The 22,771-nt window shown below is 60.8% G+C and carries 20 protein-coding genes; 8 read left to right on the forward strand and 12 right to left on the reverse strand.

Annotation, left to right across the window (positions count from 1 at the left end; genetic code table 11):
- Positions 1 to 66 precede the first annotated feature (66 nt).
- From BSY240_RS05685 to ribH, 4 genes are all read right to left on the reverse strand, one after another.
- Positions 67 to 2,205 (reverse strand): sodium-translocating pyrophosphatase, encoded by a 2,139-nt coding sequence (locus tag BSY240_RS05685; RefSeq protein ID WP_069041670.1) that lies wholly within the window; start codon positions 2,203 to 2,205, stop codon positions 67 to 69.
- Between the two features lie 154 nt (positions 2,206 to 2,359).
- Positions 2,360 to 3,586: an MFS transporter gene (locus tag BSY240_RS05690; RefSeq protein WP_069041671.1), complete on the reverse strand. Its 1,227-nt coding sequence runs from the start codon at positions 3,584 to 3,586 to the stop codon at positions 2,360 to 2,362.
- Between the two features lie 10 nt (positions 3,587 to 3,596).
- Positions 3,597 to 4,076 (reverse strand): transcription antitermination factor NusB, encoded by a 480-nt coding sequence (gene nusB / locus BSY240_RS23900; RefSeq protein WP_054150572.1) that lies wholly within the window; start codon positions 4,074 to 4,076, stop codon positions 3,597 to 3,599.
- Positions 4,077 to 4,079: 3 nt separating this feature from the next.
- Positions 4,080 to 4,538 carry a 6,7-dimethyl-8-ribityllumazine synthase gene (gene ribH / locus BSY240_RS23905; RefSeq protein ID WP_069041672.1) on the reverse strand — a complete coding sequence of 153 codons (459 nt, stop codon included), beginning with the start codon at positions 4,536 to 4,538 and terminating at the stop codon, positions 4,080 to 4,082.
- Between the two features lie 327 nt (positions 4,539 to 4,865).
- On the opposite strand from ribH, the gene BSY240_RS05705 reads away from it, so the two are divergent.
- Entirely contained in the window at positions 4,866 to 5,228 is a 363-nt protein-coding gene (locus BSY240_RS05705; RefSeq protein WP_069041673.1) for a hypothetical protein, read from the forward strand.
- Between the two features lie 234 nt (positions 5,229 to 5,462).
- On the opposite strand, the gene ribD is transcribed toward BSY240_RS05705, so the two are convergent.
- From ribD to BSY240_RS05725, 4 genes are all read right to left on the reverse strand, one after another.
- Positions 5,463 to 6,551, reverse strand: coding sequence for a bifunctional diaminohydroxyphosphoribosylaminopyrimidine deaminase/5-amino-6-(5-phosphoribosylamino)uracil reductase RibD (gene ribD, locus BSY240_RS05710; RefSeq protein WP_069041674.1), 1,089 nt, complete (start codon positions 6,549 to 6,551; stop codon positions 5,463 to 5,465).
- Between the two features lie 4 nt (positions 6,552 to 6,555).
- The gene (gene nrdR / locus BSY240_RS05715) at positions 6,556 to 7,032 is read right to left on the reverse strand and encodes a transcriptional regulator NrdR (RefSeq protein ID WP_006727509.1); all 477 of its coding nucleotides are present in this window, start codon (positions 7,030 to 7,032) and stop codon (positions 6,556 to 6,558) included.
- A 12-nt stretch (positions 7,033 to 7,044) separates the two neighbouring features.
- Positions 7,045 to 8,334: a serine hydroxymethyltransferase gene (glyA, locus tag BSY240_RS05720; RefSeq protein WP_054150568.1), complete on the reverse strand. Its 1,290-nt coding sequence runs from the start codon at positions 8,332 to 8,334 to the stop codon at positions 7,045 to 7,047.
- Positions 8,335 to 8,516: 182 nt separating this feature from the next.
- Positions 8,517 to 9,845 (reverse strand): L,D-transpeptidase family protein, encoded by a 1,329-nt coding sequence (locus tag BSY240_RS05725; RefSeq protein WP_054150567.1) that lies wholly within the window; start codon positions 9,843 to 9,845, stop codon positions 8,517 to 8,519.
- Positions 9,846 to 10,171: 326 nt separating this feature from the next.
- Between BSY240_RS05725 and BSY240_RS05730 the strand changes: the two genes are divergently transcribed.
- The gene (locus BSY240_RS05730; protein WP_069041675.1) at positions 10,172 to 10,558 is read left to right on the forward strand and encodes a hypothetical protein; all 387 of its coding nucleotides are present in this window, start codon (positions 10,172 to 10,174) and stop codon (positions 10,556 to 10,558) included.
- Between the two features lie 74 nt (positions 10,559 to 10,632).
- Here the strand turns inward: BSY240_RS05730 and ldtR are convergent, their stop codons facing one another.
- Together ldtR and BSY240_RS05740 are read right to left on the reverse strand one after the other, a co-directional pair.
- On the reverse strand, positions 10,633 to 11,142 hold the full coding sequence (gene ldtR / locus BSY240_RS05735; protein WP_054150565.1) for a transcriptional regulator LdtR: 510 nt from the start codon (positions 11,140 to 11,142) through the stop codon (positions 10,633 to 10,635).
- Between the two features lie 132 nt (positions 11,143 to 11,274).
- A complete protein-coding gene (locus BSY240_RS05740) occupies positions 11,275 to 11,712 on the reverse strand; it encodes a DUF6163 family protein (protein ID WP_054150564.1) in 438 nt (145 codons plus the stop codon).
- A 184-nt stretch (positions 11,713 to 11,896) separates the two neighbouring features.
- Here BSY240_RS05740 and hemB point away from each other — a divergent pair, with 184 nt between their 5' ends.
- The 3 genes from hemB (at position 11,897) to BSY240_RS05755 (ending at position 14,321) form a co-directional block, all read left to right on the forward strand.
- Positions 11,897 to 12,913: a porphobilinogen synthase gene (hemB, locus tag BSY240_RS05745; protein WP_069041676.1), complete on the forward strand. Its 1,017-nt coding sequence runs from the start codon at positions 11,897 to 11,899 to the stop codon at positions 12,911 to 12,913.
- Positions 12,914 to 12,981: 68 nt separating this feature from the next.
- Entirely contained in the window at positions 12,982 to 13,440 is a 459-nt protein-coding gene (locus BSY240_RS05750; protein WP_069041677.1) for an RDD family protein, read from the forward strand.
- A 119-nt stretch (positions 13,441 to 13,559) separates the two neighbouring features.
- Positions 13,560 to 14,321, forward strand: a complete 762-nt coding sequence (locus tag BSY240_RS05755) for an arginyltransferase (protein WP_069041678.1) — start codon at positions 13,560 to 13,562, stop codon at positions 14,319 to 14,321.
- A gap of 86 nt (positions 14,322 to 14,407) precedes the next feature.
- Here the strand turns inward: BSY240_RS05755 and BSY240_RS05760 are convergent, their stop codons facing one another.
- Positions 14,408 to 15,451, reverse strand: a complete 1,044-nt coding sequence (locus BSY240_RS05760) for a methyltransferase (protein ID WP_069043841.1) — start codon at positions 15,449 to 15,451, stop codon at positions 14,408 to 14,410.
- 317 nt (positions 15,452 to 15,768) lie between these two features.
- On the opposite strand from BSY240_RS05760, the gene BSY240_RS05765 reads away from it, so the two are divergent.
- Positions 15,769 to 17,757 (forward strand): putative bifunctional diguanylate cyclase/phosphodiesterase, encoded by a 1,989-nt coding sequence (locus BSY240_RS05765; protein ID WP_150127406.1) that lies wholly within the window; start codon positions 15,769 to 15,771, stop codon positions 17,755 to 17,757.
- A 103-nt stretch (positions 17,758 to 17,860) separates the two neighbouring features.
- The gene (locus BSY240_RS05770; protein ID WP_069041680.1) at positions 17,861 to 19,003 is read left to right on the forward strand and encodes a CPBP family glutamic-type intramembrane protease; all 1,143 of its coding nucleotides are present in this window, start codon (positions 17,861 to 17,863) and stop codon (positions 19,001 to 19,003) included.
- Positions 19,004 to 19,055: 52 nt separating this feature from the next.
- Here the strand turns inward: BSY240_RS05770 and parC are convergent, their stop codons facing one another.
- Positions 19,056 to 21,332 carry a DNA topoisomerase IV subunit A gene (parC, locus tag BSY240_RS05775; RefSeq protein WP_069041681.1) on the reverse strand — a complete coding sequence of 759 codons (2,277 nt, stop codon included), beginning with the start codon at positions 21,330 to 21,332 and terminating at the stop codon, positions 19,056 to 19,058.
- Positions 21,333 to 21,538: 206 nt separating this feature from the next.
- Here parC and BSY240_RS05780 point away from each other — a divergent pair, with 206 nt between their 5' ends.
- Positions 21,539 to 22,735, forward strand: a complete 1,197-nt coding sequence (locus tag BSY240_RS05780; RefSeq protein ID WP_069041682.1) for a hypothetical protein — start codon at positions 21,539 to 21,541, stop codon at positions 22,733 to 22,735.
- Positions 22,736 to 22,771: the final 36 nt, after the last annotated feature.

Consider the following 22,771-nt stretch of genomic DNA (forward strand, 5'->3'; position numbering starts at 1 on the left):
CCATAGAGACATGAAAAAGACCGCGGAAGTTTCCTTCCGCGGTCTTTTTGTTTTGGCATCTTCGCCTCAGCCCGCGAGAACGGCGAGCAGCAGCAGCGCAACGATGTTGGTGATCTTGATTGCCGGATTGACGGCAGGCCCTGCGGTATCCTTGTAGGGATCGCCGACCGTATCACCGGTGACAGAGGCCTTGTGGGCGTCCGAACCTTTCAGGTGCTTAACGCCATCCTTGTCGATGAAGCCGTCTTCGAAGCTCTTCTTGGCATTGTCCCAGGCACCACCACCGGAGGTCATCGAAATGGCGACGAACAGGCCGTTGACGATGACGCCGAGCAGCGAGGCGCCAAGGGCTGCAAAGGCGGAAGCCTTGGAGCCGGAAATCAGGAGCACGCCGAAATAGACGACGAGCGGCGCCAGAACCGGCAGCAGCGAGGGAATTATCATTTCCTTGATGGCGGCGCGGGTCAGTATGTCGACCGCCCGGCCATAGTCAGGCTTTTCGGTCCCCTGCATGATGCCCGGCTTCTCGCGGAACTGCCGGCGGACTTCCTCAACGATCGAGCCTGCCGCGCGGCCGACGGCCGTCATGGCGATCCCGCCGAAGAGGTAGGGGATCAGACCGCCGAAGATGAGGCCGGCGACGACATAGGGGTTTGAGAGATCAAAGGAGATCGGTCCCATGTCCGCGAAATACGGGTACTGGGCGCTGTTTGCGGCAAAGTAGGCCAGGTCGTTGGAATAGGCGGCAAAGAGCACGAGCGCGCCGAGGCCGGCAGAGCCGATGGCATAACCCTTGGTCACGGCCTTGGTGGTGTTGCCAACGGCATCGAGCGCGTCGGTCGACTTGCGGACTTCAGGCGGCAGATGCGACATTTCGGCGATACCGCCGGCATTGTCCGTGACCGGGCCGAAAGCGTCGAGGGCGACGATCATGCCGGCGAGGCCCAGCATGGTGGTAACCGCGATCGCCGTGCCGAAGAGGCCGGCAAGCTGGTAGGTCGAGATGATACCGCCGACGATGACAATTGCGGGAAGTGCGGTCGATTCCAGCGAGACCGCCAGACCCTGGATGACGTTGGTGCCGTGACCGGTGACCGAGGCCTGGGCGATCGAGTTGACCGGGCGCTTGTTGGTGCCGGTGTAATACTCGGTGATGACAACGATCAGCGCCGTCACCACGAGGCCCAGAATGCCGCAGATGAACAGGTTCACACCGGTGATGTCCATCCCGGCAACGGTGCCGATGGAACCCCAGCCAATGGTCAGCGACGTGGCAATGGCGAGACCTGCCACGGACAGGAGCCCGGTGACGATCAGGCCCTTGTAGAGCGCGCCCATGATCGAGCCGCTGGTGCCGAGCTTGACGAAGAAGGTGCCGATGATCGAGGTGATGATGCAGGCGCCGCAGATGGCGAGCGGATAGATCATCGCAATATCGAGCACGGCCGAACCGGCAAAGAAGATCGCAGCAAGCACCATGGTGGCAACGACGGAGACCGCATAGGTCTCGAACAGGTCGGCAGCCATGCCGGCGCAGTCGCCGACATTGTCACCGACGTTGTCGGCGATTGTTGCCGGGTTGCGCGGATCGTCTTCGGGAATGCCGGCTTCCACCTTGCCGACGAGGTCCCCACCGACGTCGGCGCCCTTGGTGAAGATACCACCGCCCAGACGGGCGAAGATCGAGATCAGCGAGGCGCCGAAGCCGAGCGCGACAAGCGCATCGATGACGGCACGCGAGCCGCTTTCATGACCGAGTATTGCGGTCAGGATGTAGAAGTAGATGGAGACGCCGAGCAAAGCGAGACCTGCGACCAACATGCCGGTGATGGCGCCGGACTTGAAGGCGATGTCGAGACCGGCCGCCAGACTGTGGGAAGCGGCCTGGGCGGTGCGCACATTGGCACGGACCGAGACATGCATGCCGATGAAGCCGGCAGCCCCCGACAAGACGGCACCGATCAGAAAGCCGATGGCAGCGGTGCCAGAGAGAAGAAGCCAGGTGGCGACGAAGACGACGGCGCCGACGATCGCGATGGTCAGGTATTGCCGAGTGAGGTAAGCTTGAGCACCCTCGCGAATATAGCCTGCAATTTCCTGCATTCGGGCATTGCCCTGATCAGCTGCAAGCACCGAGCGTGTCGCCCAGACCGCGTAGACCACCGACAGCAACCCGCATAAAATTACGCCTAGAAGAACCGTCATTCGCAATACCCTCCCGTATTGCCCGCGCCTCACTCATCGCGGGCCGTGACTCGCAGACTCAGGCCCCCTCCTCCGAGACCTCGTCAACGCGTGGCGAGATTGCGTCGCGCTTTTAGCGGCGTCAAGTACGCATATTTTGCCGTCTCAAGGGAACTCAGGCGGCTTTGCGGGCAGCCGCGCGAAGCTGGAGAACGACCAGCAGGAGGCAGGCGATCGTGATCGGCCAGATCACCAGATTCATGACCGACCATCCGAAAGCAGTAAACACCTTGCCCGAGGAGAAGGACGAAAGTGCTACGGTCGAGAACAGGATGATGTCGTGGAAACCCTGCACCTTGTCGGCCTCGGCCGGACGATAGCTCGAGGCGACGATCGCGGTCGCACCGATAAAGCCGAAGTTCCAGCCGATGCCCAGGAGAACGAGAGCGCCCCAGAAATTCCAGAGCGCAATGCCCATATGGGCGACGACCGCGCAGGCCATGAGGATCAGCAGGCCGCCCGCAACAACCTTCTCGGCACCGAAGCGGGTGATCAACATGCCGGTGAAGAAGCTCGGCGCGAACATGGCGATGACGTGCCATTGTATGCCGAGCGTCGCCAAGTCGGACGAAAATCCGCAGCCGATGACCATCGCGAGCGGCGCACCGGTCATCATGAAGGTCATCAGGGCATAGGAACTGATGCCGCAGATCATGCCGGTCATGAAGCGTTGGGTCATGACGATTTCGCGCAACGGGCGCACGGGGCCTGAGGCTTCCGCCTTCTTGTCAGCAAGGCTCGGCAGCTTCAGGAAGAACAAGACACCGATCGCGCAGAGCAGCAGAGGCACCATGCCGAGGAAGGCGCCGGCGAAGGTCACAGGTGCGAGCGCATCCTTGAACCAGATGGCGATCTGCGGTCCGACGATGGCGGAGATGATACCGGCGGCGAGGATCCAGGAGATTGCCTTGCCCTTGTAGAAGCTTGGCGATGCGTCGGCGGCGGCGAAACGGATCTTCTGGGTGAAGCCCCCAGATATGCCCATGAGCAAAAGCGAGAAGGCAAAGAGCCAGAAGTTCGACTGGATGAGCGAGAAGGCGGCCAGTGCGCTGCCGAGCGCACCCATCAATGCGCCGACCATGAAGCTTTCGCGGCGACCAAGAATCCTGGAGGCCGCTGCCACCACGATCGCGCCGACGGCCACGCCGATGTTGAAACCCGTCAGCGGAGCGGTCGACAGCGACTTGTCGGCGCCGAGCATCTGGAAACCGGCGAGACCACCGACAGCAAAGGCGAGCGGCGGTGCAGAGCCGAGGATTGCCTGGGCCACGGCAAGCAGACCGACGTTACGCTTGGCTGTCGAGAATTGTCCGTCCAGCCCTGCTCCCGTCGTCGCGTCCATCTGCCAATTCCTACTTCTGCGCCGGAGCGCGAACCTGCTTTGCAATCCGGTCGAGAACGGCGTTGACCAGCTTCGGCTCGTCTTCGGTGAAGAAGGCCTGCGCGATCTCGACATACTCCGTTACAATAACAGCGATGGGCACATCCTTGCGCTCGATCAATTCGAAGGTGCCGGAACGCAGAATGGCGCGCACGGTGCTATCCATGCGCGACAGTGACCAGTCGTCCTGCAGGGCGCCACGGATCATCGGGTCGATCTTCGTCTGGTCGCGTACGACACCGGCGACGATCGAGCGGAACCAGGAGGCGTCCGCCTTCAGATAGGTTTCTCCGTCGACCTCCTGGCCGAGGCGATGGGCTTCATATTCGGCCACAACCTCAAGCACGCCGGAGCCGGCGATGTCCATCTGATAGAGCGCCTGCACAGCTGCCAAACGAGCTGCACCGCGCTGGTTTGCCGGCTTTACCGGATGCTTGCCTTCGCCCGTCATCACTCAGCCACCCAGCTTCTTCTTCAGGTCGATCATGGACAGGGCTGCGCGCGCCGCAAAGCCGCCCTTGTCCTTTTCGCTACGCTTGACGCGTGCCCAGGCCTGCTCGTCGTTCTCAACGGTCATGATGCCGTTGCCGATCGCAAGCGATTCCGAGACGGCGAGGTCCATCAGGGCGCGCGAAGATTCGTTCGCGACGATGTCGAAGTGGTAGGTTTCGCCCCGAATGACCATGCCGAGCGCGATGAAGCCATCATACTGCGCGCCCTCGTCGTCCATCGCGTCGAGCGCCATGGCAATTGCCGGGGGGATCTCGAGTGCGCCGGGAACGGTGATCACGTCATATGTTGCGCCAACTTCTTCAAGAGCATGCTTGGCACCGTCCAGAAGGGCGTCCGACATGTCGTCATAGAAGCGTGCTTCGACGATCAGCAAATGCGGCGAAGCCGTCTTGTTTACCATGGGTCGATCCGATCTTGAATGTGATTGCGGCCGCTGGCCGAACAGAAACGCGGTCAAACCACGCCGTACCAAGGAAGGCAAGTGTTTTTGCTGATGGCCGGACCTGCGCTCCAGGCACGGCTCATCATGTCAGGCCGATCGCGGCTTTGCATCGATTGTTCCACTCTCGCTAATGCAGGCGGAAATCGGGCGACCAGCGTGACAAATGTTTAATGAAATTCAGTAACTTAGAGCCAGGATTTCGCCACAAACCGACACCACCTTCAGTCCTGCAAGCGAGCGACGGAATCCCCCGCCATCGCAAACATCCTTGAAAGGAACAGGACCATGAATCGCTTTGCAACCGTTCTGAGTGCCTCTGCACTGTCGGCCATCGCCTTCGGCGCCGAGAGCTATGCCGCCATGCCTTCTGCAGCCGGCATGTCCGGCAGCAGGATCGAAAGCACCATCCAGACCATGTCGTCCAAGGCCTTCAACGTCGTCCGCCTCGACACTCTGAAGACCCATGACACGGCGCATGAACGCTTCGCCGCGGTCTCTCCCACCTCGCAGGAAGCCCGACACATTCAGGCAGCGGTGATCGCAAACCGCTCGCTTGCCCAGAAGCTCGAAGGCCAGAAGGTCGAGCTCACCAATATCGTCGGCGCCGATCAGGCTGCCGATGGCGGCGTCACCTTCTACGTCCGCTGATCAACCTCCGCCTCCCCTCCATACCCCACCTTGCCCCCCCCGTGTCCTAGGACACGGGGCTTTTCGCGCGCAATGGAACCTTTCATGGAGCCCACGTGTTTCCGGTCATGAAAGGCGCCCGGAGGCGGTTGCCTCGAAACACGAAAGATGGAGGCACCCCATGGGTCGCGGCATTCTATTCTGGCTGATCGGCGTACCGATCCCCCTGATCATTCTGTTCCTGCTGTTCTTCCGTTAAACCCAGGCAGACGCAGGCAGTCTCTCAAAAATCTGCAGCCGGTCGCTTCCGATCTGTCTCTCGTCGATCTTGACGAAACCGGCAGGCAGGCGGCCGGCTGAAATCGGCGAAGGAATACCGCCTTCTCCGATCGTCACCGCGGAATCGTAGAGTTCGATCCGGTCGACCACTCCGCGCGCCAGCATGTCGGTCGCGACACGCGCGCCACCTTCCACCATCAGTGACGAGACACCACGCCGCGCAAGCAGCGCCAACAGTCCATCGACATCCGGAACCTCCGACACTTCGACACCCATGCTGACCAGCGCGGCGCGATTGCCTGTTGCGCCGGGTGCCACGGCGAGGAGAACGGGGACGTCCTGGGCCGTCTTGGAAAGCTTGGATGCCACCGGTAGTTCCGCCTTGCGATCAAGCACGATCCTGAGCGGCGAGGCGCTTTCGAGACCCGGCAACCGGACCGTCAATTCGGGATCGTCGGCAAGCGCGGTGCCGATGCCGACCAGGATTGCATCGCACTGCGCCCTCAGACGATGCACGGCTTCGCGTGCCTCCGGCCCCGTAATCGCGACCTGGCCTGCGCCAACGCGACCGACCATACCATCAGAAGAAACGGCAAGCTTCAGAATCACTTGCGGACGTCCCTTCGTCTGCCGGGTGAGATAGCCTGCCATCGCCCGGCGCGCCTCTTTCTGCAGGATGCCGATGGTCACCTCGATATCGGCATCCGCGAGGATCTTGAGCCCCTGGCCTGAAACCCGAGGATCGGGATCAGCAACGGCGACCACGACGCGGGCAATGCCGGCAGCAACGATGGCATTGGCACAGGGCGGGGTCTTACCATGATGCGAGCAGGGCTCGAGCGTGACATAGGCGGTCGCCCCCCTTGCCTTCTCGCCGGCTTCGGCGAGCGCCTGGGGTTCGGCATGGGGCCGCCCACCGAGCGCGGTGACGCCACGACCAACGACCTCGCCATCCTTGACGATCACGCATCCGACGGAGGGGTTGGAGCCGGTGCGACCGACATGCTTCAGGGAGAGCTCGATTGCCTCCCGCATATGCCGTTCGTCGCGGGCGGTGATGGACACGCCGTCAATCCGCCGTGCTGTCTCTGGAGATCTTGGCGTTGATCTCGGCAATGACGTTCTCGAAGTCCTCGGCATGGCTGAAGTCGCGATAGACCGAGGCGTAGCGGACGAAGGCCACGTCATCGAGGGTCTTCAGGGCTTCGAGCACCTGCAGACCGATTTCTTCCGAGGAGATCTCGGTCTCGCCGGAGCTTTCAAGGCGGCGAACGATGCCCGAAACGGCGCGCTCAATGCGGTCGGCATCAACAGGCCGCTTGCGCAGTGCGATCTGGAAGGACCGCACCAGCTTGTCGCGGGCGAAGGGTGCCTTGCGGCCAGTCTTCTTCAAGACCATCAGCTCGCGCAGCTGCACCCGTTCAAAAGTCGTGAAGCGCCCCCCGCAATCCGGACAGATGCGCCGCCGGCGGATGGAGGTGTTGTCCTCCGCCGGTCGCGAGTCCTTGACCTGGGTTTCATCCGATCCGCAGAAGGGGCAGCGCATCAGCCTTATGCCTTACATGTAGGGGTACATCGGGAAACGGTCGGTGAGAGCCACGACCTTCTCGCGAACGGCACCTTCGACGGCGGCATTGCCTTCATCCGAGTTGGCGACCTTGAGACCGTCAAGCACTTCGACGATCAGGTTGCCGATTTCGGTGAACTCGGCTTCCTTGAAACCGCGCGTGGTGCCGGCCGGCGTGCCGAGACGGATACCCGAGGTGACGAAGGGCTTTTCCGGGTCGAAGGGAATGCCGTTCTTGTTGCAGGTGATGTAGGCGCGGCCGAGGCCGGCTTCCGCACGCTTGCCGGTGGCGTTCTTCTTGCGAAGGTCGACCAGCATCAGATGGTTGTCGGTACCGCCGGAGACGATATCGAGATTGTGCTTGATCAGCGTGTCGGCCAGAACCTTGGCGTTCTTGACGACCTGGGCCGCGTAATCCTTGAATTCCGGCTTCAGCGCTTCGCCGAAGGCGACCGCCTTGGCGGCGATGACATGCATCAGCGGGCCACCCTGGAGACCCGGGAAGACGGCCGAGTTGAACTTCTTCGCCAGATCCTCGTCGTTGGTCAGGATCATGCCGCCGCGTGGGCCGCGCAGCGACTTGTGGGTCGTCGAGGTCGCGACGTGGCAATGCGGGAACGGCGACGGATGCTGGTCACCAGCGACGAGGCCGGCGATGTGGGCCATGTCGACCATGAGGTAGGCACCGACAGAGTCTGCGATCTCGCGGAAACGCTTCCAGTCCCAGGTGCGGGAGTATGCGGTACCGCCGGCGATGATCAGCTTCGGCTTGTGCTGCTCGGCCTTGCGGGCAACATCTTCCATGTCGAGCTGGTGGTCGTCTTCGCGCACGCCGTAGGAGACGACGTTGAACCACTTGCCGGACATGTTGACCGGAGAACCGTGGGTCAGGTGACCGCCCGAGTTCAGGTCGAGGCCCATGAAGGTGTCGCCGGGCTGCAGCAGCGCCAGGAAGACGGCCTGGTTCATCTGGCTACCGGAATTCGGCTGGACGTTGGCGAAGTTGACGCCGAACAGCTTCTTGGCGCGCTCGATCGCGAGTTCTTCCGCGATATCGACGAACTGGCAGCCACCGTAGTAGCGCTTGCCCGGATATCCCTCGGCGTATTTGTTGGTCATGATCGAGCCCTGGGCTTCGAGCACGGCGCGCGAGACAATGTTCTCAGAAGCGATCAGCTCGATCTCGTGGCGTTGACGACCGAGTTCCTTCTCGATCGCACCGAAAATTTCCGGGTCGGCATCGGCGAGAGAACGAGAAAAGAAGGCATCGTTGTTCGACATGATCGCTGGCTCCTCAAAAGCGTTTGATGCTGTGGGGTCTTAAACTTCCGCAGTCACGAGAGCAATACGGAGAGCGACATTTGCAGATCAATTGACGCGCGGAGGCGAATGGCCGCAGCCCCCGAAAAAGAAAAGCCGCACACGAGGCGCGGCTTGGGTTAGGTCAAGTGCGGCAGAGGCGCTTATTGCAGCGGCACGAAGTCCTCTTCGACAGAACCTGCGAACTGCTCGACGCCGATATTGGCCTGGAGCGCCAGCTGCGCATCGCCGTCCTTCTGATAGATGTCGTCACGGAACTGGACGATGTTGTCGCGGGTCGACCAGGCGCTGATGTAGACGATGTAAACCGGCACTTCTTCGGCCAGCTTGATCGGATTGTTCTGGCGGGTCGTGATGACGCGCTCGATCTCCTGACGTGACCAGCCGGGCGTGTCGCGCAGCAGCCAGGTGACGAGGTCGCGCACGTTCTGCACGCGGATGCAGCCTGAAGATTCGAAGCGCATCAGCTTGTTGAACAGGCCCTGCTGGGGCGTGTCGTGCATGTATTCGTTGTGCGGATTGTGGAAGTTGATCTTGGTGGAGGCCATGGCGTTGATCTTGCCCGGATCCTGACGGAACATCAGGTTGGGCGCCTTCTCCGCATTCCAGTCGACCGTTTCCGGCGCGACTTCATTGCCATTGCCATCGAGCAGACGGATGGCATTGCGCGTCAGATAGGTCGGATCCTTGCGCATCAGCGGGACAATGTCCTTCTCGATGATCGAGCGCGGCGCGGTCCAGTAGGGGTTGAGGATGACCTCGTAGATCTTCGAATTGATCATGTGGGTCGGGCGGTCGATACGGCCGACGACAGCGGTGTTACGCAGCGCGACGCGATCGTCTTCGACGGCTTCGACGGAGGCACCGGGAACGTTGACCGTGACGTAGCGACGACCGAGATCGCCGGACATCGACTGCAGACGCACCAGATTGGTGTTGAGCTGGTTCAGACGGACATCGGCGCTGACATTCAGTGCCTTGACGGTGAATTCGCCGAGAACACCGTCTTCCGGCAGGCCGTGACGGGCCTGGAAGCGCTTCACCGCACCTTCGACATAGGAATCGTAGGAATTGGACATGCCGGCCTCTTGCGGGAGGTCGCCTGCAATCATCAGACGCTGGCGCAGGCTCTGGACGGCTGGGTCCATGGCGCCGATCCGCAGCGCCGAAGGTGCGTTGACCATGGGCCAGCCACCGTTCGAGACGATCATCTGATACCGGCCGATCGCCTGCTGCATGTTGACGAGGTTGCCGGCGCTCAGCATCGGCGTGTTCGATGTGACGGCGGCAGCGGTGCGCGACGCCTGGGCGTCGAACTGGTCGTCCCAGTTGCCGCGACGCGGTGCGTTGATCAAGTCATTGACTGCATCCTGCGCCATGGCCTGTCCGGTGAATGCCGCAGCACCGGCAGCGGCAGCACCACGCAACAGCGAGCGGCGCGAGAGAGCAACAATTCCAGACGTCTTGGACATATTTCCTACCGTTTCATCCTGAACCTGTCCCAAACGCATACCGCGCCATGGTTAACAAAGCGCCGCCAGAGAGGCAGGGACATGCATTTCCGGGTTGATCGGAGACTGTTGACGCACCTCCGTTCCTAGCTTCGCCGGTCCCATATCAATATGGCCAATTCGTGTCACCAAGGGTTGCGTCACGGGAGTGTGTAGATCGAATTCGGGGCTGTCGGCAGCAGGCGGCCCCGTCCAAAGATCGTCGTCGAGACATCGTTCAGGCCGCTTGCTCGCGCGCGGATTTGCTGATTCCCTCGGATGTGCGCGGTGATTTGCGGGAGGCTTTTATGGAAGAGGTCGATGACAGTGTGGAGGTGTTCAGCTTTGAGGATGGGTGGCGCATCGTCGAGCTACTGACCAAATTCGACTACCAACGCGAAGGCGGTTTGATGGGCAATTGCGTCGGCATGTATTACGACGGGCCTCACACCATCTATTCCCTCCGCAACTCGCTCAACGAACCGAGAGCCAACATTTTGCTTGTGGGCCGAGAGGTCACAGAGGTCGCGGGGCGATACAATACGGTTCCCAAACCCAAGTACATAAAACGGGTGAAACGGTTCCTTGCCGAACGCGGCTACACGGTGGCGCCTACAGCGTTTCTCATTACGGAACTGCGGTCGAGAAACGGGGGACGGATCCAAAACGAGACAAGGCGCTACGGTGCAGGCTGAACCCGCGACCTAGCGCCTTCTCAATGCCACCGCATGACTGGAGGAAATGCGTGGGTGTCTCAGCCTCTCGTGGATTAGAGGCGGTACATGATGCTATCGTTCCAGAAGCGGTCGAGGCGCTGCAGAAGCTTGTTCATCTGGGTGAACTCGTCTGTGCCGATGCCGCCGACCTTCTGGATCGAGCCGATGTGGCGCTCGTAAAGCTTGGCAACAGTCTCGGCGATTTCCTGGCCGGCATCCGTCAGGCTGATGCGGACCGAGCGACGGTCGACGCGCGAGCGCTGGTGGTTGATGAAGCCGAGGTCGACGAGCTTCTTGACGTTGTAGGAAACGTTCGAGCCCAGATAATAACCGCGCGAGCGCAGTTCACCGGCGGTCAGTTCAGAATTGCCGATGTTGAAGAGCAGGAGTGCCTGGACGGCGTTGATGTCGGAGCGACCCTTGCGGTCGAACTCGTCCTTGATGACGTCGAGAAGGCGGCGGTGAAGACGCTCGACGAGGTGGAGGGATTCGAGGTAGAGCGAACGGATCGCTTCTTCCTGCGGGTCGAGAGTGGCCGGCTGCGGCTTGAGCTTGGTGTTCATATCGGTCTGCCTCACTGTTTTGTTTGGCGGTGTTGGTTTTTTCTCCCGCCTTGGTGAGGACCGTATCCAATGCGCATAAAATTCTATTTAAAACGCAGGCTTAACAGAGGCTTACTAAAGCCCAGCCTGCGATCAGGGTAAATCAACCGTTATACGCTCCTGCTTGTGTCTCCCTTCGAGCCACAACGCCAGGCGGAAAACAACGAAGACGACAAAGACCACCGAATGCATGGTGACGGCGAGCGTGTTGCGGCCGAAGATCTCCGGCCAGACGGTGAACATCAGCATCTGCCCGCCCGCTGCCAGAAGCCACATCACCGGCCCCCACGAGCCAGCAACCCAGAGGCCGAGGGCGGCGACCGGAAACACGACCGCAAGCCCTGTGGCCGCCACCCGCCAGGGTGTCGACAAGAGATCGAAGCGGCCGAGGCCGTTCTGGCTGTAGCCGACAAGGAGCGCCCAGTACTGCAGACCGAACCACAGGCAGGACAGCGCCACCACGCGCAGAAAGAGCACGAAGATGGTCTCGGTGAGACTGCGAATGGGTGTCTGCGACGAATCAGCTTCCATGGATGGAAGATAGGCTGGCGACAATGCCTCCGCCAGCACGGCTAGCCGCCCTCCCCTGCTGATGTCAGCCCCTCTGCCAGGCGCCTGCTCAACAAAACACAGATCACGCATCTTCAGGCTACTGTTTTGCAAGCCCCGGTCGGCGTGCTAATCAGCAGCCGGACAGAGACGAAGGATCGCGATCATGACGGACAAGACACATCAGGTAGACGACGTCACCGGCCACCGGCGCATGCGCCGCCTGCGCAAGGCCGACTGGCAGCGCCGCATGGTTCTGGAGAACCGCCTGACGGTCGATGACCTGATCTGGCCGATCTTTGTCGTGCCGGGCTCCGGCATCATGGAGCCGATCGCGGCAATGCCCGGCGTCTTCAGAATGAGCGTCGACAAGGCGGTCGAGGCTGCCAGGGAAGCGGCCGACCTCGGCATTCCGGCACTCGCGACTTTCCCGAATGTGGAAATGGAGCTGCGCGATCAGACCGGCTCGGAAGTCCTGAAGGGCAACAACCTCCTCAATCAGGTAACAGCTGCGATCAAGAAGGCGGTTCCCAATATCGGCGTCATCACCGATGTGGCGCTCGACCCATTCACCAGCCATGGGCATGACGGCATCCTGCGCGACGGTGAAATCGTCAATGACGAGACGGTGGATCAGCTGGTGCGCGCTGCTGTTGCCCAGGCCGATGCCGGGTCCGACATTATTGCGCCCTCCGACATGATGGATGGCCGTATCGGAGCGATCCGCCGCGGGCTGGATGCCGCCGGTCACCAGAGCGTCGGCATCATGTCCTATGCCACCAAGTTCGCCTCCTGCTACTACGGCCCTTACCGCGAGGCGATCTCGACCAGCGGCCTTTTGAAGGGTGACAAGAAGACCTATTACATCGACCCGGCCAACGGCACCGAAGCCGTGCGCGATGCAGCACTCGATGTCGAGGAAGGCGCAGACATGCTGATGGTCAAGCCTGGCCTTCCGTACCTCGACATCTGCTGGCGCCTCAAGGAAAGCTTCGGGCTTCCTGTCTTTGCCTATCAGGTGTCCGGCGAATACAGCCAGATCAAGGCTGCCGCCGCCAATGGCTGGATCGACGGCGAGCGCGCCATGCTGGAAACGCTGCTCTGCTTCAAACGGGCCGGCTGCGATGGGATCCTCACCTATTTCGCACCCGAAGTGGCACGTCTTCTGGCCAAACAGGGCTGAGGTTCACGGATTATTGTATTCGGCATCGGGCTCCCCATATCTGAGGCACAACCTCAAAGGAGCCTGATATGAGCCTCGACAGCAATTCGTCCTATGCCGCCCCCGAAGACTGGCGCGCCTATAGCGGCGTGCTTTCGCGGCGCGTCTTTGCCTTCCTCGTCGACTACCTGTTCATCGGCCTCCTCTGGATCCCGGCGGCCGTGGTGGTCTTCTTTCTCGGCATCCTGACGCTTGGCCTCGGCTGGCTTCTCTATCCGATCCTGTTCTTCGTCGTCGCCGGTCTCTATTTCGGCATGTCTCTGGCGGGTCCGTCCCAGTCCACGCCGGGCATGCGGATGATGGGCATTGCCATGGTCCGCCTCGATGGTCGCAAGATCGACTTCGTCACGGCGGTCGCCCACCTCGCACTGTTCTGGATCCTCAACTCCGTGCTGACGCCGCTCGTGCTTCTCGCCGGCCTGTTCATCGAGCGTTCGCGCCTGGTGCATGACCTGCTGCTCGGCACGGCTGCGGTACGAACCTACTAAGCGTCACAATCTCCTATTGCGACAATGCACTCCGGCATCACGCCGGAGTGTTGACCTTTTTCATTCTTGCGCCATCCTACTTCTGACAGGTCACGCCAAAGGATTCTCTTCATCCGCATATGAACACGCAGACCAGCCCCTCCCCACAATTCTACCTGACGGCGCCTGCGCCGTGCCCGTATCTTTCGGGAGAGATGGAGCGGAAGGTGTTCACCCACCTGGTTGGGCAGCGTGCGACGGAGATGAACGATCTTTTGACACAAGGCGGTTTCCGTCGGTCTCAAAATATCGCCTATCGCCCGGCCTGCGAATCCTGCCGCGCCTGTGTGTCGGTCCGGGTGCTGGTCAATGAGTTCGAACCGAGCCGTGGCTTCAAACGCGTCGAGGCCGCCAATACGGATCTGGTTTCCACCGTCTTTCCGGCCCAGCCTTCGACGGAGCAATTCTCTCTCTTCCGCCACTATCTCGACCATCGGCACCAGAACGGCGGCATGTCGGACATGTCGGCGCTCGACTATGCGATCATGGTCGAGGACAGCCATGTGCAGACGCGGGTCATCGAGTACCGGCTGCGCTCACCGGGCGACGGCATCTCGGCCCAGCCGCGGGGAGAACTGATCGCGGTTGCGCTGTCCGACCTGATGAGCGACGGGCTGTCGATGGTCTATTCGTTCTACAATCCGGAAATGGAAAAGCGGTCACTCGGCACGATGATGGTGCTCGACCACATTCGCAGGGCCAAGGCGCTCGGCCTGCCGCATGTCTATCTCGGCTACTGGGTGCAGGGCTCGAAGAAGATGGGCTACAAGACGCGCTTCCAGCCGCAGGAACACCTGATGAACCAGGGCTGGACACGTTTCCCCCTCGATTCCGAGGGCTGAATCCATAAAAAGACGTGGGACGGACGGTCCCATTTCGGGACAGGTCAGCCCTTCGCAGCTGGATCGCTGCGAAGGGCTGTCTCATATCAGGACAGTTTGCGGATAATGCCGTAGACGATGTTCTTGTTCTGGCCGAAGCGCACGGTGGCTTCGACCGGAAGGTCACCCACGCTACCGTTGATAATGCGCCTCATGTCGGTCTCTGAGCGCAACAAAAGCGCCCAATTCATGAAGGTTTCCATGTAGCCATCGACCATGATATCGGTGGCAAAATTGGCAAACAGGAAAACACCATTAGGCTTGAGCATATTCAAGCAGCGCTGGGTAAGCTTTATGGAAACTTTGTCGTTCAAGTAGTCGTATAGCCCGGCCGCGTACACAAAGTCGAACTTTCCGAAGTCATGGCGACCGGCAAGAATTCCGCGCACCGAACCATCAACTGCTTCCACGCAGGTACCACCCAAGTCCCGGCTAATCGAACCTACACTGAGTGGATCCTGATCAAGCGCGACCCAACGTTTCAGACGACCTTCCTGTAAGGCAAAAGACCGGTTGGCTTCGCGCAAGTGGCCTGCGGCAATCGTCAGAACTTCCGCTCCGCTGCCGCGCGAAGAAGCAATTTCATCAACATGTTGGGTGAGAAGATCACGACGCTCGCGGACTGCAACTGATGACGACGCATCCTTGGTGTAGTTGTAGAGAGCTTTACCCAAAGGCGACGCCCCCGCAATTCTATCGGCAACACTCGGATGCCCGTAGATGAAGTCGAGCAACTGTGCATCCCCGGAATAACCGCGTGGCTTTTCGAAGGACCAACGAGTGAACGGGTCTTCCAGGAAGTACCTAGCAACCGGATGCTGTTGGGCGATCGGTATCAGCTGCTGCCAGACGCTGGGCGAATAGCGCTTCCGGATGTCGTGTAGAGAACCTGCAATCCGATGAATGATCTGTCGAGGCTCGGCACCCTGCTCGAATTGCTGCAAAGCTATTCCGAGGGTGAGGCCCAGCGCCGTGCGGGCTGTCCTTAACTCCTCATCCCTCCATTCCGTACCCGGCGCGACGACATGGGCGGCGATCGCTTCCGGAGTAATCAAGCTCTCACCGTCGAGTGTAAATCCAGTTTGACTCATATACCGCACCACCGTGAACAACGAAAACCTCGTTAATACTTCAGTTACCATATGTGCAGCTGCGAGATTGCGCGACTCGATTTGGTAACTTTTGAGGAGTTTGGTTAACAGCGCGGTGGTCGTCGTCCTGTGACGAGCCGGACCAATGCCTAGAGACTTGAAATATGGATACGAAAACACCTGCCGGGTCCTTCGCCGATGCGGATAACGCCGGAATGTTCAGAGAAAGCACGGGTGGATGATGGCTGAGAGACGGACTAACGGGCCGATCAAGCAAGCATCCCAAACCGGCGCAGTGGAGACCAATGGAACCTTTCATGTCGCACGCTGCCCTCAACGATCTTGAAGCGACTGGCAAAACCTGCCCAAGCCAAGCGCCGGTCTCGGCGTTGCGTAGGCTGTATCAGACCCATACCGGTCCTGTCCGCGTCACTAGTGCTCGACAGGGCCTGTGGGTCGCTGTCTTCGTCTACATGCTGTTTTCCGTCAGTGACCTCGTCCTCATCCCGGACGTGGCGTCTGCCACAATCCTCGCCCGCCTCGTGGTAGGCGTGGGGTCACTTGTAGTCCTTGAGATTTTCTGCTGGGGCAAAGCAAGGGCCAGCGTGATCGAAACGATTTCCGCGGCATCAATCGTGGCAGGATATGTCGTGTGGTTGCTGCCGGCGCTTCAGACTACGGCTGTCGAGAGTATTCGCCTCTACATGATCTTCGGCACCATTTTCATGATGGGGGCCAACCTCTTTTTCATTTTTCCGTTCGTGCTGTCGGTCGTTACCTCTGTCGCGGTGTTGGGTATCCTACTTGGCAGTATGCTGGCTATGTTCCCCGGCGATCTGGTCTACGCGATCAATTTCGGGCTCTTTTACGTTTCCTGCTTCATTTTCACCTCTTACGTGAACTGGAAGCTGAACGGGGAGCGCTACAACGTATTCTTAAACGCGCTTGAAGCGGCGCACCAACATCGAGAATCGGAAAAACGTGGGCTCGCGCTCGAGCGCCTCTCCAACACTGACTATCTGACTGGCGTCGAAAACCGCCGCGCTGTCGACAAGCGACTCCGCGACTACTGGAACGACTGGCAGAGCGAAGGCAAGGCCTTTGCTGCGATCTTGGTCGATGTCGACTTCTTCAAGAAATACAACGACTTCTATGGCCATCAGGCCGGCGACCGCTGCCTGATATTGGTCGCGAGCGTGCTCAACGACACGCTGAAGCCGCTCAATGCATCGGTCGGCCGCTACGGCGGCGAAGAGTTCATCGTGCTGTCACGCGTCACGGGCCGCGATCAAGTCATGGCGCTTTGCGAGATCATCCGCAGCGCCGTGGAGGGACTGCATCTCGTCCACGACCAGCGACGTGATGGCCAGGCGGTGGTGACCGTCAGTGTCGGTGCCTCCTATACGCGTCCGCAGAGCGGCCCCAAGCTCGAACGCATCATCAACGAGGCGGACCGGGCGCTCTATTCGGCCAAGGCGAACGGTCGCAACTGCATCCGGCTGTTCAACCCGAACGATCCTCTGACCAGCGACGACAATGAGAACATCGCGGCGACGCTGAGGATGGCGGTCAAGAACGACCTGGTTCATCTCGTCTATCAGCCGATCCAGAACCTTCGCACCGGCCGCATCGAAGCGGTCGAGTCGCTGATGCGGATGAAGATGGTCGACGGCACGCCGCTGTCGCCGGCCCAGTTCATCCCGGTCGCCGAGCGCACCGGCGCCATCCTCGATCTCGGCCTCTGGGCGATCCGCCGGGCCTGCACCGAAGTGCTGGCGACCGGCATAGCGCCGATGGCGAGCGTCAATGTATCGGCCATTCAGCTCAAGTCGCGCGGCTTTGCGCTGGCCGTCTCTACGATCCTCGAAGAGACCGGCGTTTCCGGTTCGCAGCTCGCCTTCGAGATCACCGAGGGCATCGACATGGAAGGGCAGTCGGATGTCATCCGCTGCATCACCGATCTGCAGGCGCTCGGGATCCGCATCTGGCTCGACGACTTCGGCACGGGCTTTGCCGGCCTCTCCTGGCTGCGCCTGTTCCCATTCGACACCGTCAAGATCGATCGCTCCTTCCTGCAGGACGCCCGCCGTCCGGCAGGGCGCGCCATGCTCGAGGACATCATCCGCCTCATCCGCAATCGCGGCCTGAAGATCCTGATCGAGGGCCTGGAGACGGCTGACCACGTCGAGCTTATGCACGAACTCGGGATCGAACTCGGCCAGGGCTATTATCTCGGCCGTCCGGTGCCGATCGACGAAGTCAAGATCAAGTCCTTTCCGCGACTGGCGAGCGTGTCCGGCCTTTGAGGGCGAGTGCTGATTGACCCCAGAATTGGACGATCGACACCTCTGCGTTTCCTGAACGAAATCAGTAGTATCCGGCCAGATTCCAATCTGGACGGATACACGCATGAGCACGGTCGACGCAACTCAACGGACCGGACAGCCTGATTTTGCCGAGAAGCTGCTGAAAGACACCTCCATCAGGGTGAGCGACAGCTATCTCGACGCCTTCCGCAGCCATGTCGATCCGGTGCAGCATGAAGCAGGCACACTCCTCTTCCGAAAAGGCGATGACAGCAGCTTCGCCATCCTGATCGCCGAGGGCGAGATCGAGGTCTATGACGAGGAGAGCGGCAATGTTCTCGCGATCGCCGGCGAAGGGTCCCTGATCGGGGAATTGGGGCTGATCAGCGGCGATCCGCGCAGCGCTTCGGCCAGAACACTGACCCCGCTGCGTGGCTGGACAATCGACCGCGCGCAGTATCGCGAGTTCCTGAGCGATCGGCCCGAACTCGCCACCCTCTTCTTCCACAAGATCTATGCTCAGCTGTCGGCGAGTTACGGCAAGCTCAGGCAGCAGTTCGTGGCGCTCGAGCAGGCTGATCGGCGCTATCACGCGCTGGCCTTCCTCTTCGTCACCATGGTTCTGATGATCAACATCTACGCCCTGGTGAACAGCCTCATCCTGACCAATCTCAAGGAGACCCATCAGTCGCAGGTGATGTTCTGGACTTCGCGGGTGATGGAAGTCTGGGGCGCCTTCGTCATCTGGGGACTGACCGTGCGCTGCGGTCTGACGCGACACGACATGGGCATCCGGATGGAGAACCTCTGGAAGTCGATTGGCATGGGACTGGCCATCAGCGCCGTCGCTCTGGCCGCCATGGCCTATTTCCGCACCATTCTCTATCCGGAGCTTCAGGGAACGCCGATACTCGACCCGAAGCTGGTGACGATCACCGTCTACACCTACATCATCGTCGCGCCACTGCAGGAGTGGATCTGCCGCGGGGTGCTGCTGACGGCGATTGCCGATCTGATGCCGGGCAAAACCCGCCCGATGTCGGCGATCGTGATCACCTCGCTGATCTTCTCCACCCTGCATCTGCACTATTCTCAGCCGCTCGCCGTCGTCGCCCTCGTCTCCGGCATTGTCTGGGGCTGGTTGCACCTGAAGTATCGGAACCTCGCTGGCCCCATCGTATCGCACTTCATCCTCGGCAATGCAGCGACGCTGATGGGTGTCTGGTCGATTTGGGAGCGTGGCTGACAGACAAAAGCCGGACGGAAGCGACCGGCTGTCATTGTCTGAGGCCCTGGGATCAGCCCGAGAATTTGCCGCTGCGCGGGAAACCCTTCGGGACAAGGCGGCCGGCCGAGGCGCGATCACCCTGCCATTCGACGAGTTCATCCTTCGTCTTGGTGAAGGTGCGTCCGGCACTGTCGGCCCATGTCAGACCGTCTGCGATCGCGAAGAACTTGACGTCGGAGATGCCGCCATCCTTGTAGCGCTGCAGGCGCACGCCCTTGCCGCGGGTCATTTCAGGGATCTGGGTCAGGGGGAAGACCACGAGCTTGCGGTTTTCGCCAACGACCGCCAGATGATCGCCGCTGACGGGGACCACGAGCTTTGCCTCATCAGGCATGCCGACATTCATCACCTGCTTGCCCTTGCGGGTGTTGGCGACAACCTCCCCTTCCGGCACGATGAAGCCGTTGCCAGCGGTAGAGACGAAGATCAGCTTGCGGCTTGCATCATGGACAAAGGCGGTCAGCACGTCCTGATCGTTTTCCATGTCGACCATGATGCGCAGTGGCTCGCCGTGGCCACGGCCACCGGGCAGCTTGTCACCGCCGAGCGTGTAGACCTTGCCGCCCGTGGTCACGAGCAGGATCTTGTCCGTCGTCTGGGCCGGGAAGGCCACCTTCAATCCGTCGCCTTCCTTGAAGGTCAGCGACGAGGTCTCGGAGATGTGGCCCTTCAGCGCGCGGATCCAGCCCTTTTCGGAGATGACGACGGTGATCGGTTCCTTTTCGATCATCGCCTGCTGGATCGCTTCGACATCCGCACTCGGAGCGTCGGAGAAGACGGTGCGGCGGCGGCCGAGCTCGGTCGCCTTGGCGTATTTCTTCTTCACCTCGCCGATTTCCCAGGCGACGGTCTGCCACTGCTTGTCATCGGAGGCGAGCAGGGATTCGATTTCGGCCTTCTCGGCCGACAGCGCCTCATGCTCCTTGCGGATCTCGAACTCTTCGAGCTTGCGCAGATTGCGGAGCCGCATGTTGAGAATGGCTTCGGCCTGATTGTCGGTCAGATCCCATTTGGCGATCAGGACAGGCTTCGGCTCATCTTCCTCGCGGATGATCCGGATCACCTCGTCGAGGTTGAGATAGGCGATCAGCAACCCGCCGAGGATTTCAAGGCGTCTATCGATGGCAGCCAGACGGAACTTCGAACGGCGGATGAGAACGTCCTTGCGATGGGCGAGCCACTCGGTCAGCACCTCGTTGAGGGCCATGACCTTCGGCACCTTGCCCTGGGAGAGGACGTTCATGTTGAGCGGAATGCGGCTTTCGAGCTCGGTGAGCTTGAAGAGCGATTCCATCAGCAGCGTGGCGTCGACCGTGCGGCTCTTCGGGACGAGGACGAGGCGAACATCTTCCGCGCTTTCGTCGCGCACGTCTTCCAGAAGCGGCAGGCGGCGGGCTATCAGCAGTTCGGCGATCTTTTCGATCAGGCGCGACTTCTGCACCTGGAACGGGATCTGGGTGACGATGATCTGGTAGCCGCCGCGGCCGAGGTCTTCGGTCTCCCATTTGGCACGGACGCGGAAACCACCGCGACCGGTGCGATAGGTTTCGAGCATCGAGGCGCGGCTCTCGACGATCACGCCTCCAGTCGGGAAGTCGGGGCCTTCGATGCCGCCGCGTTCCGGATGGGCGGGATCTGCCAGCAGCTCCTCGACGGGAGCGCCGGGGTTCTTGATCAGGTAGAGGGCCGCGTCGCAGAGCTCATGGGCGTTGTGCGGAGGAATGGACGTCGCCATGCCGACCGCGATGCCCGAGGCGCCGTTGGCCAGCAGGTTCGGGAAGGCACCCGGCAGAACCGTCGGCTCGTCGTCTTCCTCGTTATAGGTCGGGCGAAAATCGACCGCGTCCTGATCGATGCCCTCGAGCAGCAGGGCCGCGACGTCGGTCATGCGGGCTTCGGTGTAACGATAGGCGGCTGCACTGTCGCCGTCGATGTTGCCGAAGTTGCCCTGCCCGTCCACGACCGGATAGCGCTGCGAGAAATCCTGCGCGAGGCGCACCAAGGCGTCATAGACCGACTGGTCGCCATGCGGGTGGAACTTACCGATGACGTCGCCGACGATACGGGCGCATTTCTTGAAGGCCGAGTTCGGGCGAATGCCCATCTCGCTCATCGCGTGGATGATGCGGCGATGCACGGGCTTCAGGCCGTCGCGGACGTCCGGCAGCGCACGATGCATGATCGTCGACAAGGCATAGGCGAGATAGCGCTCTTCGAGCGCCGCCTTCAGGTCAACAGGAAGAATGTGATCGCCACCCTCATCGGGCGGAAGCTGATTTGTCCCCATGGGTTTCCCCTATCGGAGAAGACCCGCAACAGCAAGGAATCCGGGGATTCTGCCTGTGGATTAAGGCGATGTGACCGCCATCACGCCGCAATCTTGCTGCATCAGGCTATGGCGAAAACCGGTGGACGTTTTTTCAATCCCACTTATAAATATCGCCGACCAATTTTGTCCGCACTTCTCGCGGAACCAGCACGAAGGACCTTCTCATGACCCAGTACAGCTCCACCCGACTTCTGCTCGCGAGCGCTGCGCTCACAGTCTTCGCCGGTCCTGCCTTTGCGCTGGACGGGCAGGATTTGTTGAAGAAGATCAATGCTGCCTTTGCGACGGGTGGCAGCAACATCACGGCTGAGAACGTCGAGGTCGATGGATCGAACGTCGTCTTCAAGGGCCTGAAGCTTGGTGTGGAAGGCGCTACGGCTGAAAAGCCCCTGATGCTCGAAGAACTGACGCTGGAAGGCGTGACCGAGGAAGAAGGCGGCGCCTATTTCATCGAACGCGTCGAATTCCCCGAGGTGAACGTCACCGAGGAGACGTCGACTTTCAAGGTCCAGGATCTCTATCTGGCCGGCGTCTATGTGCCCGGCGACGCCAATGCCGAGGGCATTGATTCGCTGATGTTCTACGAAGAAGCCCATAGCGGCCCGGTCGAAGTGACCGTCGATGGCAAGTCGGTGTTCTCGATGGCGGAAGCGGTCGGCACGATGGGTCTGTCGGACGACGAGAGCACGATCACCTTCGAAGGCAACGTCACCGGCGTGAAGGCCGATCTCAGCACCGTCGAGGACCCGCAGACCAAGGCACAGATCGAAGCGCTGGGCCTCACCACGCTCGACGGCAGCATGAACATGTCCGGCAGCTGGGAAGTCGAAAGCGGCACGATCGACATCGAGGACTACTCGATCGATTTCGCCAATGTCGGCAAGCTCTCCCTCGCCTTCTCGATGTCCGGCTACACGCTCGATCTCGTCAAGCAGATGCAGGAACAGGCCCGCATGATGCAGGCACAGCCGCAGAACGAGCAGGCCCAGCAAGCAGCGGGTCTTGCCATGCTCGGCCTCGTGCAGCAGATGACGCTGGTCGACGCCCAGATCCGCTTCGAGGATGCCGGCATCACCAAGCGCGGCCTCGACTATGCCGGCAAGAGCAACGGTGCCGACGGCGCCCAGATGGCGCAGATGGTCAAGGGCATGGTCCCGATCCTGCTTGCCCAAGCCAAGCTCGGCGCGATCCAGAACGAAATCTCTGCCGCCGTGAACACCTATATCGACGATCCGAAGGCGCTGACCATCGCTGCAGCGCCTGCCAACCCGGTCGCCTTCCCGATGATCATGGGCGCCGCCATGGGCGCACCGGAAACCATTCCGGGCCTGATCGGCCTCAAGGTCACCGCCAACGACTGATCGTTATCGATTGATGGAGAAGCCCGGCCCGCGAAA

It is taken from the genome of Agrobacterium sp. RAC06, from assembly GCF_001713475.1.
In the GTDB taxonomy this organism is placed as follows: Bacteria; Pseudomonadota; Alphaproteobacteria; order Rhizobiales; family Rhizobiaceae; genus Allorhizobium.